This is a genomic window from Paraburkholderia tagetis (assembly GCF_022213065.1).
Classification (GTDB): domain Bacteria; phylum Pseudomonadota; class Gammaproteobacteria; order Burkholderiales; family Burkholderiaceae; genus Paraburkholderia; species Paraburkholderia tagetis.
Genome location: NZ_JAKLJA010000004.1, coordinates 313,725 through 326,258, shown reverse-complemented (window position 1 = coordinate 326,258; position 12,534 = coordinate 313,725). Strand labels below are relative to the sequence as shown.

15 protein-coding genes are annotated in these 12,534 nt (G+C 64.0%); 7 read left to right on the top strand and 8 right to left on the bottom strand.

The window, feature by feature from the left end:
* Positions 1-18 precede the first annotated feature (18 nt).
* Together aptA and L5014_RS08560 are read left to right on the top strand one after the other, a co-directional pair.
* Complete coding sequence (aptA, locus tag L5014_RS08565) at positions 19-1,347, top strand: omega-aminotransferase AptA (protein WP_238463146.1); 1,329 nt, start codon at positions 19-21, stop codon at positions 1,345-1,347.
* A gap of 290 nt (positions 1,348-1,637) precedes the next feature.
* Positions 1,638-1,886, top strand: coding sequence for a hypothetical protein (locus tag L5014_RS08560; RefSeq protein WP_238463145.1), 249 nt, complete (start codon positions 1,638-1,640; stop codon positions 1,884-1,886).
* A gap of 47 nt (positions 1,887-1,933) precedes the next feature.
* Here the strand turns inward: L5014_RS08560 and pcaC are convergent, their stop codons facing one another.
* The 5 genes from pcaC to L5014_RS08535 form a co-directional block, all read right to left on the bottom strand.
* A complete protein-coding gene (pcaC, locus tag L5014_RS08555; protein ID WP_238463144.1) occupies positions 1,934-2,353 on the bottom strand; it encodes a 4-carboxymuconolactone decarboxylase in 420 nt (139 codons plus the stop codon).
* Entirely contained in the window at positions 2,350-3,141 is a 792-nt protein-coding gene (pcaD, locus tag L5014_RS08550) for a 3-oxoadipate enol-lactonase (protein WP_238463143.1), read from the bottom strand. Before pcaD ends, pcaC begins: the two co-directional genes overlap by 4 nt.
* Positions 3,142-3,145: 4 nt before the next feature.
* Positions 3,146-4,525 (bottom strand): 3-carboxy-cis,cis-muconate cycloisomerase, encoded by a 1,380-nt coding sequence (locus tag L5014_RS08545; protein WP_238463142.1) that lies wholly within the window; start codon positions 4,523-4,525, stop codon positions 3,146-3,148.
* Between the two features lie 115 nt (positions 4,526-4,640).
* A complete protein-coding gene (locus L5014_RS08540) occupies positions 4,641-5,300 on the bottom strand; it encodes a 3-oxoacid CoA-transferase subunit B (RefSeq protein ID WP_238463141.1) in 660 nt (219 codons plus the stop codon).
* A 15-nt stretch (positions 5,301-5,315) separates the two neighbouring features.
* On the bottom strand, positions 5,316-6,017 hold the full coding sequence (locus L5014_RS08535) for a 3-oxoacid CoA-transferase subunit A (protein ID WP_238463140.1): 702 nt from the start codon (positions 6,015-6,017) through the stop codon (positions 5,316-5,318).
* Between the two features lie 255 nt (positions 6,018-6,272).
* On the opposite strand from L5014_RS08535, the gene L5014_RS08530 reads away from it, so the two are divergent.
* Positions 6,273-7,196, top strand: coding sequence for a LysR family transcriptional regulator (locus tag L5014_RS08530; RefSeq protein ID WP_238463139.1), 924 nt, complete (start codon positions 6,273-6,275; stop codon positions 7,194-7,196).
* A gap of 132 nt (positions 7,197-7,328) precedes the next feature.
* Positions 7,329-7,979 (top strand): GTP cyclohydrolase I FolE, encoded by a 651-nt coding sequence (folE, locus tag L5014_RS08525; protein WP_238463138.1) that lies wholly within the window; start codon positions 7,329-7,331, stop codon positions 7,977-7,979.
* Between the two features lie 69 nt (positions 7,980-8,048).
* On the opposite strand, the gene epsC is transcribed toward folE, so the two are convergent.
* The gene (gene epsC / locus L5014_RS08520; protein ID WP_238463137.1) at positions 8,049-8,972 is read right to left on the bottom strand and encodes a serine O-acetyltransferase EpsC; all 924 of its coding nucleotides are present in this window, start codon (positions 8,970-8,972) and stop codon (positions 8,049-8,051) included.
* A 163-nt stretch (positions 8,973-9,135) separates the two neighbouring features.
* Positions 9,136-9,369 carry a hypothetical protein gene (locus L5014_RS08515; protein WP_028222781.1) on the bottom strand — a complete coding sequence of 78 codons (234 nt, stop codon included), beginning with the start codon at positions 9,367-9,369 and terminating at the stop codon, positions 9,136-9,138.
* A 308-nt stretch (positions 9,370-9,677) separates the two neighbouring features.
* On the opposite strand from L5014_RS08515, the gene L5014_RS08510 reads away from it, so the two are divergent.
* Both L5014_RS08510 and L5014_RS08505 read left to right on the top strand, forming a co-directional pair.
* A complete protein-coding gene (locus L5014_RS08510) occupies positions 9,678-10,127 on the top strand; it encodes a DUF3005 domain-containing protein (RefSeq protein ID WP_238463136.1) in 450 nt (149 codons plus the stop codon).
* A 538-nt stretch (positions 10,128-10,665) separates the two neighbouring features.
* Positions 10,666-11,370, top strand: a complete 705-nt coding sequence (locus L5014_RS08505) for a helix-turn-helix transcriptional regulator (RefSeq protein ID WP_238463202.1) — start codon at positions 10,666-10,668, stop codon at positions 11,368-11,370.
* Here L5014_RS08505 and L5014_RS08500 read toward each other — a convergent pair.
* Positions 11,354-11,674: a helix-turn-helix domain-containing protein gene (locus L5014_RS08500; protein ID WP_238463135.1), complete on the bottom strand. Its 321-nt coding sequence runs from the start codon at positions 11,672-11,674 to the stop codon at positions 11,354-11,356. The two genes, L5014_RS08505 and L5014_RS08500, sit on opposite strands and share 17 nt — an antisense overlap.
* A 172-nt stretch (positions 11,675-11,846) precedes the next feature.
* Between L5014_RS08500 and L5014_RS08495 the strand changes: the two genes are divergently transcribed.
* Positions 11,847-12,437 carry an acyl-homoserine-lactone synthase gene (locus tag L5014_RS08495; RefSeq protein ID WP_238463134.1) on the top strand — a complete coding sequence of 197 codons (591 nt, stop codon included), beginning with the start codon at positions 11,847-11,849 and terminating at the stop codon, positions 12,435-12,437.
* Positions 12,438-12,534 lie beyond the last annotated feature (97 nt).

The window sequence follows — 12,534 nt, the reverse complement described above, 5'->3', positions numbered from 1 at the left end:
CGACACTGGAGGAAACCCATGACTTCGCGCCCCGTCATCGACGACCTGTCGTCGTTCTGGATGCCGTTTACGGCCAACCGTCAGTTCAAGGCCGCGCCGCGCCTGCTCGAATCGGCGAAAGGCATGTACTACCGCACGAGCGACGGCCGCGAGGTGCTCGACGGCAGCGCAGGTCTGTGGTGCGTGAACGCCGGCCATGCGCGCGACGAGATTGTCGCCGCCATCGCGCAGCAAGCCGGCTCGCTCGACTTCGCGCCCACCTTCCAGATGGGCCATCCGCTCGCCTTCGAAGCGGCGCGCAGGATCGCGGACCTCATGCCCGCTGGGCTCGACCGTATTTTCTTCACGAACTCCGGCTCGGAGTCCGTCGACACGGCGCTCAAGATCGCCCTCGCCTACCAGCGCTCGCGCGGCGAAGGCCAGCGCACCAAGTTCATCGGCCGCGAGCGCGGCTATCACGGCGTGGGCTTCGGCGGCATTTCGGTGGGCGGCATCGGCGCGAACCGCAAGGCCTACTCGGGCCAGCTACTGCCCGCCGTCGACCATCTGCCGCACACGCACAACCTCGAGCACAACGCGTTTTCGAAGGGCCAGCCGGCATGGGGCGCACACCTCGCCGACGACCTCGAGCGCATCGTCGCCCTGCACGACGCCTCGACCATCGCGGCCGTCATCGTGGAGCCGGTGGCGGGCTCGACCGGCGTGCTGATCCCGCCGCAAGGCTATCTGCAACGCCTGCGCGAAATCTGTACGAAGCATGGCATCGTGCTGATTTTCGACGAGGTGATCACGGGCTTCGGCCGCCTCGGCAAGGCCACGGCGAGCGAATATTTCGGCGTGACGCCCGACATCATCACGATGGCGAAGGCGATCAACAACGCGGCCGTGCCAATGGGCGGCGTGGCCGTGAGCCGCGCGATCCACGATACGGTGGTGAACGGCGGCGCGGCGGGCGCAATCGAGCTGTTCCATGGCTACACGTATTCGGCGCACCCGCTCGCCGCCGCGGCCTTGATCGCGACGCAGGACCTGTATCGCCGCGAAGGGCTCTTCGAGCGCGCGCACAACCTCGCACCGAAGTTCGAAGCCGCGGCCCACGCGCTGCGCGACGCGAAGCATGTGAAGGACGTCCGCAATCTCGGCCTCGTTGCGGGCATCGAGCTCGAATCGCGCGACAGCGCGCCGGGTGCGCGCGCCTATGAGGTGTTCGTCAAGTGTTTCGAGGCGGGCGTGCTGATCCGCTTCACGGGCGACATCCTCGCGTTCTCGCCGCCGCTCATCGTCAGCGAGGAAGAGATCGAGCGTCTCTTCGGCACCGTGCGCGATGTGCTGGCGAAGGTTCAGTAACGAGGGCACGGTAACGAGAGTGCAATAGCACGCTCGACTCGCCCATGTAGCCCACTCGTGCAACCGCGCGGGTGGCACCCGACACGACAAGACTCCTCCGAAGCAGTCCTGCGGCCCGCAGCATCACATGCGCGGGCCATTTTTTCGTCCGCTTTTTCGTCCATCTTTCAGTTTACTTTCCCCCCCACCCGGCGCCGGGATCACGACACGCACACGGCGCGCGGCATCGGCGTATCGTTTGCTTATCGACACTGCGATGCCGCGCGCAGGCGGCGGCGGGAGGAAAGGCAATGAAGACACCGATCCGTATGGGCGCGCATATCGAAGGCGTCCACTGGGTAGCGGAATACTTCGCGTCGACGCATGAAATCCGTGTGTTCCGCGATGGCCGCGAAGTCGACACGTTCGCGGCGCCGGCAGCGTTGCTTGGGGAAGAGGACGATGCGGGATCGGCCAGCGACGACGCGAACCGCGCCGAAGACGCCGCTGTGCTCGCCGTCCTGCGGCGCTACGTGGCCGCGCTCAGCGCCGAGGAGTGAACGGGGCGCGCCGGCACATGCATGCCGCGCGCCCCGATGAGGCAGGATCAGCCCTGCGCGCCACCGGAGGGCGCACCGCCAGAGGGCGCCGCGTCTTCCTCGCGGAAGATGCGGTCGGCGAGATGGAATGCCGAATTGGCTGCGGGCACGCCGCAATAGATGGCCGTCTGCAGCAAGACTTCCTTGATCTCGTCGCGCGTCACGCCGTTGTTCTTCGCGGCGCGCAGATGGAGCGCCAGCTCCTCGCTGCGATTGAGCGCCACCATCATGGCGATCGTGAGCAGGCTGCGCGTGTGACGCGGCAAGCCCTCGCGCGTCCAGATCTCGCCCCACGCGTAGCGTGAGATGAGCTTCTGGAATTCTTCGGTCAGCTCAGTGCGATTCGCGATGGAACGGTCGACGTGCGCGTCGCCCAGCACCGCGCGGCGCACTTTCAGCCCCGCTTCGTAGCGTTCGTCTTCGTTCATTTCGACTCCAGCAGGAAGCCCAGCACGGTCTTGTTGAACTCATCCGCCAACTCGACGTTCGAGATGTGCGAAGCGTTCAGCTCGACGTAGCGCGCACCCGGCACCGACTCCGCCAGCTCGCGGCCCTGCGCGGGCGTGGCGGCCAGATCGTGGGTGCCCGAGATCACGAGCGTGGGCGCCTTGATCGACGCAGCCTCGCCGCGCAGATCGGCGGCATTGATCGCTTCGCAGTTCGAAGCATAGCCATCCTTGTCGGTATGCACGAACACGTCGCGCGCCTGGTCGATCACGAGCGGATTCTTCGCCATGAATCCGGCCGTGTACCAACGCGGCAGCACCGCATCGGCGAGCGCGAGCATGCCTTCGTTGCGGGCCTTCGCTGCGCGCGGCACCCACACTTCGGGCGTGCCGATCTTCGCGGCGGTATTGCACAGCGCGAGGCGCTCGATGCGGCTGCCAAAGCGCGCGCCAAGGCCCACGCCCGTAAGTCCGCCCATCGAGACCCCCACGAAATGCGCGCGCTCGATGCCGAGATGATCGAGCAGGCCAATCACGTCGCCCGTCAACTGCTCGATGGTGTACGGGCCGGCCGGCGCCGCCGAATGGCCGTGGCCACGCGTGTCGTAGCGCAGCACGCGGAAATGCTTCGAGAATTCGACGAGCTGGGGCGTCCACATCGACACGTCGCTGCCGAGCGAATTCGACAGAACGAGCCACGGCGCCGTGGCGTTCTGCGCACCGTCGATGCGGTAGAACAGTTGCGTGTCGTTGACGGCTGCATGAGGCATGCGGTTACTCCTGGTGAGTCTGCGATGAAAGATGGGGAGCGCACTGCGCATACGACGCGAGCACCGCGTCGACAAACGCGTGCGCCTCGCCCACATAATTGGCGGGATCGAGCAGCGCCTTCAGGCGTGCTTCGTCCAGATGTTGTGTGACTGCGGAGTCTGCGGCAAGCACTTCATAGAGCGTACGCCCCGTTTGCACCGCCGCTTTCGATGCATGCTCAACGAGATGATGCGCATCGAGACGACCGATGCGCTCGCCCAGCGCGAGCATCACAGCCTCGCCGAGAATCAGGCCATGCGTGACGTTCAGATTGGCGGCGAGACGCTCGGGCCGGACTTCGAGACCGCCCGCGATTTGCTCGATCTGCGCGAGCGCGCCGCCCGCGAGGCGCGCCAGCTCCGGCAGCGCATCCCACTCGGCCTGCCAGCCGCCGAGCGCGCGCTCGTGCTCCTGAACCATGCCCGCGAAAACGGTGGCGACGAGACCAGGCGCACGCGTGGCAGCGGTCAGGACTGCTGCGCAACCCACGGGATTGCGCTTGTGCGGCATCGTCGATGAACCGCCCTTGCCCGCCGCCGCGGGCTCGCCCAGTTCGCCGATCTCGGTTTGCATCTGCAGCGAGATATCGCGCGCGATCTTGCCGAGCGTGCCAATCAGCATGCCGAAGAAAGCAGCGGCCTCGGCAATGCGGTCGCGCTGCGTATGCCAGGGCAGCGCGGGCGCAGCAAGCCCCAGTTCCTTCGCAAGTTCCGCGCTCACCTTCGGCGCCGCTTCGCGCAGACTCGCGAGCGTGCCCGCCGCGCCGCCGAATTGCAGCACGAGCGCGCGTTCGCGCAACGCAGCCAGGCGCTCGCGGTGACGCAGCATTGCATCGAGCCACTGCGCGAATTTCAGGCCGAGCGTGATCGGCAACGCTTGCTGAAGCCAGGTGCGTCCGATCGCCGGCGTCGCGCGATGCGCGCGCGCGAGGTCGGCGAGCTTCGCGCAGGTGGCGTCGATGCCGCTTTCGATCAGCGCGAGCGCGTCGCGCAATTGCAGCACCGTGGCCGTATCGATGATGTCCTGACTCGTCGCGCCCCAGTGCACGTATTTCGCGGCTTCGGGGTCGGCGGCCTTCACGCGTGCGGTCAGTTGCTTGACGAGCGGAATCGCCAGATTGCCGCCCAATGCGGCCTCGCGCACGAGCGCATCGGCGTCGAGCTGGTCCGCCTTGCACGTCGCTTCAATTGCGGCGACAGCGGTCTGCGCAATCACGCCGTGCACCGCCGACGCCCGCGCCAACGCCGCTTCCACGTCGAGCATGCGCTGCAACGTGGCTTCGGGAGACCACACGGCGTTCATCGGCTCGGTGCCACAGATCAGGCTCGTCAGGCGTTCAATCATGATCGGGATGATTCAGGTGGAAATGCGCGCAAACACAGATGGCGCGACGCCCGGCCACTGTGCAGCCGGACGCCGCGCCACGCGCGTGTTCATGCGATGAGCGCGTTGCAGCAGTTTAAGCCGCGCGGCGGTTCTGCGTCGCGTCGATCAGCGGCACGCCGGCCAGCTTTTGCAGCGCGTCGAAGTCGATATCCGAATAGATCTCGCGCACCGCGAGGCCATCGGACGTCACGTCGAACGCCGCGAGGTCCGTATAGATACGGCCCACGCAGCCCACGCCCGTCACCGGATACGAGCATTCGCTCACGAGCTTGCTTTCGCCCTGCTTCGTGAGCAGTTCCATCATGACGAACACCTGCTTCGCGCCAAGTGCGAGATCCATCGCGCCGCCCACCGCCGGAATCGCATCGGGCGCGCCGGTGTGCCAGTTCGCGAGGTCGCCCTTCACCGAGACCTGGAACGCGCCGAGCACGCAGTAGTCGAGATGGCCGCCGCGCATCATCGCGAACGAATCCGCGTGATGGAAGTACGCGCCGCCCGTGAGCAGCGTGACGTGCTGCTTGCCCGCGTTGATGAGTTCGTCGTCTTCCTGGCCGGGCGCGGGCGCCGGACCCATGCCGAGCAGACCGTTCTCGCTGTGCAGGAAGATTTCCTTGCTCGGGTCGAGGTGGTTGGCCACCAGCGTCGGCACGCCAATGCCGAGATTCACATAAGCGCCCTCAGGAATATCCTGAGCCACGCGTTGAGCCATTTCGTCGCGATTCAACCGTTTCATTTCTTGACTCCTCACTCAGGCGGCCTGGCCGGCTTGCAGCGATTGATGCGCCGCCTGCGGCACGCCCACGACGCGCTGCACGAAAATGCCCGGCGTCACGATGTTTTCCGGATCGAGCGCGCCGAGTTCGACGACTTCCGAGACCTGCGCGATGGCGACCTTCGCCGCGCTCGCCATGATCGGCCCGAAGTTGCGCGCGGTCTTGCGATAGACCAGGTTGCCCCAGCGATCGCCCTTGTACGCCTTGATGAGCGCGAAGTCGGCATGCAGCGGCGACTCCAGCACGTAATGGCGACCGTCGATCAGGCGCGTTTCCTTGCCTTCGGCCAGCTTCGTGCCGTAGCCCGTGGGCGTGAAGAAGCCGCCGATGCCGGCGCCCGCCGCGCGGATACGCTCGGCCAGATTGCCCTGCGGCACGAGTTCGAGCTCGATTTCGCCGGCGCGATAAAGCGCGTCGAACACATACGAGTCGGTCTGGCGCGGGAACGAGCAGATGATCTTGCGCACCCGCTTGGCCTTGAGCAGCGCGGCGAGACCGGTGTCGCCATTGCCCGCGTTGTTGTTCACGATCGTGAGGTCGCGCGCACCCTGCGCGATCAGCGCGTCGATCAGTTCCGACGGCATGCCGGCCGTGCCGAAGCCACCGATCATCACCGTGGCGCCGTCATGCACGTCGGCGACGGCGGCTTGAAGCGAATCAAAAATCTTGTTGATCATGCCTGTTCCTGAAAGCGATGCGCATCGCGGAAAAGCCCACGTCACCCGATCGCGAAAAAGTTCTATATACGAACACTGATTCGTTTAGCGAACGTTCAGCGCATTATCGGAGCCGAAATATGCACTTGTCAAGGCGGGACTTCCTGAGGCAGCGGTTGCAGTGAGCAAATCCCCCAATATCGCGCACTCGAATTCATGTACTACTGTTTATCCCGTTTCGACATAGTGCTTCCGGCCGCCCGCGCGCCCTCTTCCATGCAAGACCTCGACCTGAATCTGATCCCCTACCTCGTTGCGATGGATGAAACGCGCAACGTGAGCCGCGCCGCCGAGCGGCTGAACGTGAGCCAGCCACGCGTGAGCACGGCGCTCGGCAAACTGCGCGAGTATTTCGGCGACCCGCTGTTCGTGCGCACCTCGCGCGGCATGGAGCCCACGCCGCGCGCGCTCGGTTTAATCCCTGCTGCGCGCGACGCGCTCATCCGCATCGAAAAAGGCATGCTCGAAGCTCAAGACTTCGACCCGGCCACCAGCACGCATACGTTCTCGATCGCCCTTTCGGATGTGGGCGAGATCGTCTTTCTGCCGCGCCTGTTGCAGGTGTTCGCCGAACGCGCGCCCAATGCGAATCTGCGCTCGGTCTCGCTGCCGCCCAGCCAGGTGGAACGCGGCCTCGAATCGGGCGACGTCGATCTGGCCGTCGGCTACTTCCCCGACCTTGGGGGCAACAACTTCTTCCAGCAGCGTCTGTTCACCCATCGGTTCATCTGCCTGATGCGCAGCAACCATCCGCTCGCGGACAAGCCCATGACGATCGAGCAGTTTCTTGCACTCGGGCATGCCGTCGTGCGTGCCGAAGGCCGCAGCCAGGAAGTGCTCGAACGTTTTCTGGAGAAGAAGCGCCTGCACCGGCGTGCCGTGCTCGAGACGCCCCACTTCATGAGCCTGCCGTTCATTCTCACGCGCTCCGACCTGATCGCAACCGTGCCGCATGCAATCGGCTTCGCCTATGCCTCGGAGCACGCCTCGATCGCGCTGGTGGAGCCGCCGCTGCCCTTGCCCCGCTTCGACCTCAAGCAGCACTGGCACCGCAAGTATCACAACGCACCGCGCGGCGAGTGGCTGCGCCATGTGGTGGCCGAACTGTTCAACGATGCGATGGACGAATGGCCCAAATGAACAGCGCGACGAACATCGCCGCGCTAGCCATTGCGGCGCGCGCCGCCATGCACGGGCGCGAGCGAATCATGAAACAATGGATATTCGTGGTACGCGTCGCAGCGGCGTGTCCCACATGACAGGAGCCGATGCATGAGCGACGAAAAGAACGCAGAAAAAACCAGCAAGAATAAGCCGAAAACCGGCGCAGGCCGGCCATCGCGCGAGCAGGCGGAAGATGCCGTGCGCGTGCTGCTGCGCTGGGCCGGCGACGACCCCGCGCGCGAAGGCCTGATCGATACGCCCGCGCGCGTCGTGCGTGCCTATGAGGAATTCTTCGCGGGCTACGACCACGATCCGCGCGAGATCCTGTCGCGCACCTTCTCGGAAGTGGACGGCTACGACGAGATGATCGTGCTGAAAGACATCCGCTTCGAAAGCTACTGCGAACACCACATGGTGCCGATCATCGGCCGCGCCCACGTGGCGTATCTACCCGAGCATCGCGTAGTGGGCATTTCGAAGCTCGCGCGACTCGTCGACGCCTTCGCCAAGCGCCTGCAGATCCAGGAGAAGATGACCGCGCAGATCGCCGACACGCTCAACGAGGTGCTTCAGCCCAAGGGCGTGGGCGTGATTCTCGAAGCTGCACATCAATGCATGTCGACGCGCGGCGTGCACAAGGCGGGCGTGACGATGGTCACGTCGCGCATGCTCGGGACGTTCCGCAGCGACCCGTCCACACGCCGTGAATTCCTGGCCATCGTCGGCACGCCTGGCGTGATGAGCATGCCCAATACCTGAGGCGCGCCCCAGCTTCGGCCCGAGGCTGGCCGCAACTGCACACCCTCCTCGGGACCCGTTCAGCGCCCTTCAAGGCGCGTCGTTGCTATTACCGATTTCGCGGATCTTGCCCTGGCGCACGCTGCTGCCCGGCGGCACGCTATGCGTGAGCCACACGTTGCCGCCGATTACCGAGCCCCGTCCGATCGTCACGCGGCCCAGAATGGTCGCGCCGGCGTAGATCACCACGTCGTCCTCGACGATCGGGTGGCGCGCGTTGCCCTTCACGAGCGTGCCGTCGAGGTCGGCCGCGAAGCTCTTCGCACCCAGCGTCACGGCCTGGTACACGCGCACGCGCTCGCCGATGATCGCCGTCTCGCCGATCACGACGCCCGTGCCATGGTCGATAAAGAAACTCGAACCGATCTGCGCGCCCGGGTGAATGTCGATGCCCGTCGCCGAATGCGCGATTTCGTTGATGAAGCGCGCGAGCAGCGGCACGCCGAGCCGGTGCAATGCATGCGCAAGCCGGTGATGCGTCATGGCCCAGACGCCGGGATAGCAAAGCAGGATTTCGGTGATGTGCTGCGCGGCCGGGTCGCCGGTGAATGCGGCCTGAATGTCGCTCACGAGCAGTGCACGAATGCCGGGTAGCTGGTGACCGAATTCGCGGGAGATTTCGAACGCGCGCTTGCGCAACACGTCGTCGCTGGCATCGGCGTTTTCAGGCAGGAAGCGCAGCGCGCGGCGAATCTGCTCGGCCAGCAGGCGCAGCGTGCTTTCGAGTGTATGGCCGACGTAATAATCGACGCTTTCGTCCGTCAGGTCGGGAGCGCCGTAGTGCGTGGGGAACAGCGCGGCACGCAGGCCGGCCACAATGTTGATCACACCATCGCGCGACGGCAACTCGCGAATGCCGAGCGGATGGCGCGTACGGTGAAGCTCTTCGCGCGACGCGCGCAGATCGGTCACGATCTGTTCGAGGCCCCAGTCGGGGAAAGCGGCATTTGACATGATGAAGCAGCGGAACGGCACCGCCAGGGAGTGTATCGACCCCAGAGATTACCGCTTTTCGCGATAGTCCGCCGACGCCCCCTTGGTTCGCCTGGCTGCCCTTGGGCGACACCCCGCCCGCAAAGCGCCCGGCGAAGCAGAACGCCGGTGCTTGCGCGAAACCTCAGAGCGTGACGCTGCTCGCGTCGATCCAGCGCACCGCCCAGTCGCGCGCATGGGCGATGGCGGCGGCTTCGTCGGAAAAGCGCAAGTCGGCTGGAAAAAAACGATTGGCAACGAGTTCGCCATCGCTCGAACGCGAGATCACGACATAAGGTTGATAGGTGCCGTCGCCGGCGCGCGCCGGTGCACAATTGAGCAAATAACCGCGATGCGTAAATGCAGCGTCGAAGTGCATGTGTCTCGTCCGCCCCTGAACTGCCTTGTCCGTTTTTGTGGGCGCGTACAGGATCGTGCGGCAAAGCCACAGGCCCGGTCATTGCTTCATGCCGTTAATTCTTATGCGCGCCAACTCGTTGAAAGAGGATCATACTCCCAGTAAATACGCCGATCCAACGAAAAAAATCCTGGGTTGCTGGAGGCGTTCTCCTGGCGCACAAGCTTGCAATTCCGTTGGATTCCGGTTTCGCGCCGGATGTTTTGGAACGCCTCTTGCTGAAGTTTGGTGCATCCGGTTCTACATTGGCTTCCCACGGAGGGCATATCATGAACGACTCCGACCGCAGCAACCGCACTGCTGGAACGCAAGGGAAGGAACTGCGTCCGCGCAGCGCCGAACTGCACAACGACCGCACCCACGACAGCACGGTCGACACCGACGGCAAGAACCGCGAAGCTGCACGCCTCGCGGGACACGGCCCGATCGGCCCCGACGAAGTCACTACCAGCAATGCATCGCTCGACAACAGCATGCCTGAAACCCCCGACGGCCTCGCGGGCTTCGACAGCCGCGGCTACGCGCACCGCATGCCGTTCGCGCCCGGAACGGGCTTCGAGGCCGTGGATATGGGCATGGCTGACCCGCAGACAGATGACGCCGAACGGCAGTTCGACGACCAGCGCGAGCCCGGCCAGCGCCGCAGCCCGGGGCGCATTCACTACGCGATGAATCACATGCGCCCGACGCGCGTGGTCGAATTGCATCGCAAGCATTGACCCGCGCTGTGCATGCACTCGAACGCCTGGCGGACGTGCCCGCCAGGCGAGCAGCAACGCGCCGGGCGGGTCCGACTGTTCAGCAAGACTGCGCGAATCGGTATAGCCAAGGCACTGTGCTGAATAGCGTGCACCGGGTGTGTACTCGCTTGCACAAAAATGCATTCAACCGCATTAACAATCTTTCAAGTTCACGCGAAACGAATTTCCCGGTTTTATTATTCATTCACATCAAGTGATTTACAGAATAAGTAATAAATACCAGGACCCGATTTCGCTTACGGTGCGCCGGAACTTCATGCCGGAAAATCATCCTTTTTGCTCTTATTGGTCGGGAAGGCACCGTGATTCTCGCGAAGCGCTGGGGAAATCCCCGACACAAAACCATTCCAGCAGGGAGAAAAAGACGATCCCCGAGGAATTTAGTGATAAATTGTTACATCACAAGAAGCAAGGCAGCGGCCTGGCCAGGCCGCTGCCTGCGGTCTGGCCCACCGCCGATGGAGAGTGTTGAGTGCCTCTACATTACATTGAGCAGATGTCATCCGTGCTCGACGCGCCCGAGGATGCGGCGTGGTTCGACGCGGTGTCTCGGCTCGCCGCCTCATGGGGATTCGGTCAGGTCATGCTGGCTATCCTGCCGCGCCCAGGTATGCGGCTCGAGGACGCGTTCGTCCGCACGAACTATTCCTCCGTCTGGCGGCAGGCTTATAACGACCACGGCATGGCGTACTTCGACCCGGTCGTCGCGCATTGCACGACGCGGGCGGCACCGCTTATCTGGTCGCCTGAACTATTTGCCACCGAGCAGCAGCAAACGATGTATGAGGAGGCCCGCTCGCACGGGCTGCGGGCCGGCATTACGCTGCCGATCCATGGCCCGCGCCAGGAGGCGGGCATGCTGTGCTTCGTCAACGACGCCAGTCCGTCGGACTCGTTCTGGCAGGACGTGGACCGTGCGCTGCCGAACCTCGTGTTGCTTCGCGATCTCGTGCTCGACTCGAGCCAGCGGCACCTGAACGATCATGCTCAGTCCCTGATTCCCAAGCTCACGCCGCGCGAAAAGGAATGCCTCAAGTGGACTGCGCTGGGCAAGTCCACTTGGGAAATTTCGCACATCCTGAATTGCTCCGAAGCCGTCGTGAACTTCCACATGAAGAATATTCGTGGGAAGTTCGGCGTAAATTCACGGCGTGCGGCAGCCGTGATCGCAACCCAGATGGGCCTTATTGACCCGGGCTAAGCATCATGGGCGTGTCCATGCGCCGGAGCACACGCTCCGCGCGGCCCAGATCGCCGTCCGAGATTGTCTTGTTGAAGTACAAACCCAACAGGATCGATACCGGCGGCGGAATCTCCGCACCCGACTCGAACCGGCTGCCGCGTGACTGCGTCACGCCGAACCGCGCCCAGAAGCGGCGCTGGCTCTCCTTCTTCTTCTTCCGATACGCGATGATCAGGACACGGTCGATTACCGACGACAGGTCCCCTCCGGTGTGAGAGGAATTCGTGCCCGCCTGCCATTGATGATTGTCCAGAAGTTCCATTTTGACTCTCGCTGTGTCAGATATGCCTGATGAGTGACTGCCGCCCAGCCATTCTCCTGAACTGAACCTCCCTGCACACCTACCTATCTTGATAGGTGTTTTTTTATATTCATAACGCATAGCTTCGATCCATACCGCTGCCCCTCCACACGTATATAACGGGAGAGTTGTCATGCAAGCTGCGATTCGGATTGGACTGCGCCAGGAGTTCGACAACGAGGACATTAACGAGATGTATCGACTGCGCGCTCGAGTCTTTCGCGACCGCATGGGCTGGGATATTCCCACCATCGCGGGGATGGAAATCGACGGGTACGATGCGCTCGGGCCCCATTACATGCTGATTCAGGACGACAGCGGCACGGTGCGCGGCTGCTGGCGCCTGATGCCGACCGAAGGCCCGAACATGCTGCGCGACACCTTCCCGCAGCTGCTGCACGGCGAGGCTGCGCCGGCGGGCCGCCATATCTGGGAGCTCAGCCGTTTTGCCATCGAGTCAGGCAATGACCACGCGTTCGGCTTCGCCGACGTCACCATGCACGCGATCCACTCGCTGGTCTCGTTTGCCGACCGCATGGGCATCTCGCGCTACGTGACCGTCACCACCACGCCGATCGAGCGCCTGCTGCGCCGCACCGGCATCGAAGTCTCGCGGCTCGGCGCACCTGTGCGCATTGGCGTGGAGAACGCTGTCGCGCTGGAAATAGCGGTGGGCGCGCAGACGCGTAACGCCCTCTTTGGGCCGATGGCCGCCGCCGCCTGAGATCCGCGGTCGCCTGTTTATCGATCCCATCTTGCGCCACGGCCCGCGACGTCAAGTCAGGCGAATTTCAGTTTTGCCTGACAAATCGCGTCAAAGG

Coding starts and splice junctions, on each gene's coding strand:
- aptA (WP_238463146.1), top strand. CDS start 19: ATGACTTCGCGCCCCGTCATCGACGACCTGTCGTCGTTCTGGATGCCG.
- L5014_RS08560 (WP_238463145.1), top strand. CDS start 1,638: ATGAAGACACCGATCCGTATGGGCGCGCATATCGAAGGCGTCCACTGG.
- pcaC (WP_238463144.1), bottom strand. CDS start 2,353: ATGAACGAAGACGAACGCTACGAAGCGGGGCTGAAAGTGCGCCGCGCG.
- pcaD (WP_238463143.1), bottom strand. CDS start 3,141: ATGCCTCATGCAGCCGTCAACGACACGCAACTGTTCTACCGCATCGAC.
- L5014_RS08545 (WP_238463142.1), bottom strand. CDS start 4,525: ATGATTGAACGCCTGACGAGCCTGATCTGTGGCACCGAGCCGATGAAC.
- L5014_RS08540 (WP_238463141.1), bottom strand. CDS start 5,300: ATGAAACGGTTGAATCGCGACGAAATGGCTCAACGCGTGGCTCAGGAT.
- L5014_RS08535 (WP_238463140.1), bottom strand. CDS start 6,017: ATGATCAACAAGATTTTTGATTCGCTTCAAGCCGCCGTCGCCGACGTG.
- L5014_RS08530 (WP_238463139.1), top strand. CDS start 6,273: ATGCAAGACCTCGACCTGAATCTGATCCCCTACCTCGTTGCGATGGAT.
- folE (WP_238463138.1), top strand. CDS start 7,329: ATGAGCGACGAAAAGAACGCAGAAAAAACCAGCAAGAATAAGCCGAAA.
- epsC (WP_238463137.1), bottom strand. CDS start 8,972: ATGTCAAATGCCGCTTTCCCCGACTGGGGCCTCGAACAGATCGTGACC.
- L5014_RS08515 (WP_028222781.1), bottom strand. CDS start 9,369: ATGCACTTCGACGCTGCATTTACGCATCGCGGTTATTTGCTCAATTGT.
- L5014_RS08510 (WP_238463136.1), top strand. CDS start 9,678: ATGAACGACTCCGACCGCAGCAACCGCACTGCTGGAACGCAAGGGAAG.
- L5014_RS08505 (WP_238463202.1), top strand. CDS start 10,666: ATGTCATCCGTGCTCGACGCGCCCGAGGATGCGGCGTGGTTCGACGCG.
- L5014_RS08500 (WP_238463135.1), bottom strand. CDS start 11,674: ATGGAACTTCTGGACAATCATCAATGGCAGGCGGGCACGAATTCCTCT.
- L5014_RS08495 (WP_238463134.1), top strand. CDS start 11,847: ATGCAAGCTGCGATTCGGATTGGACTGCGCCAGGAGTTCGACAACGAG.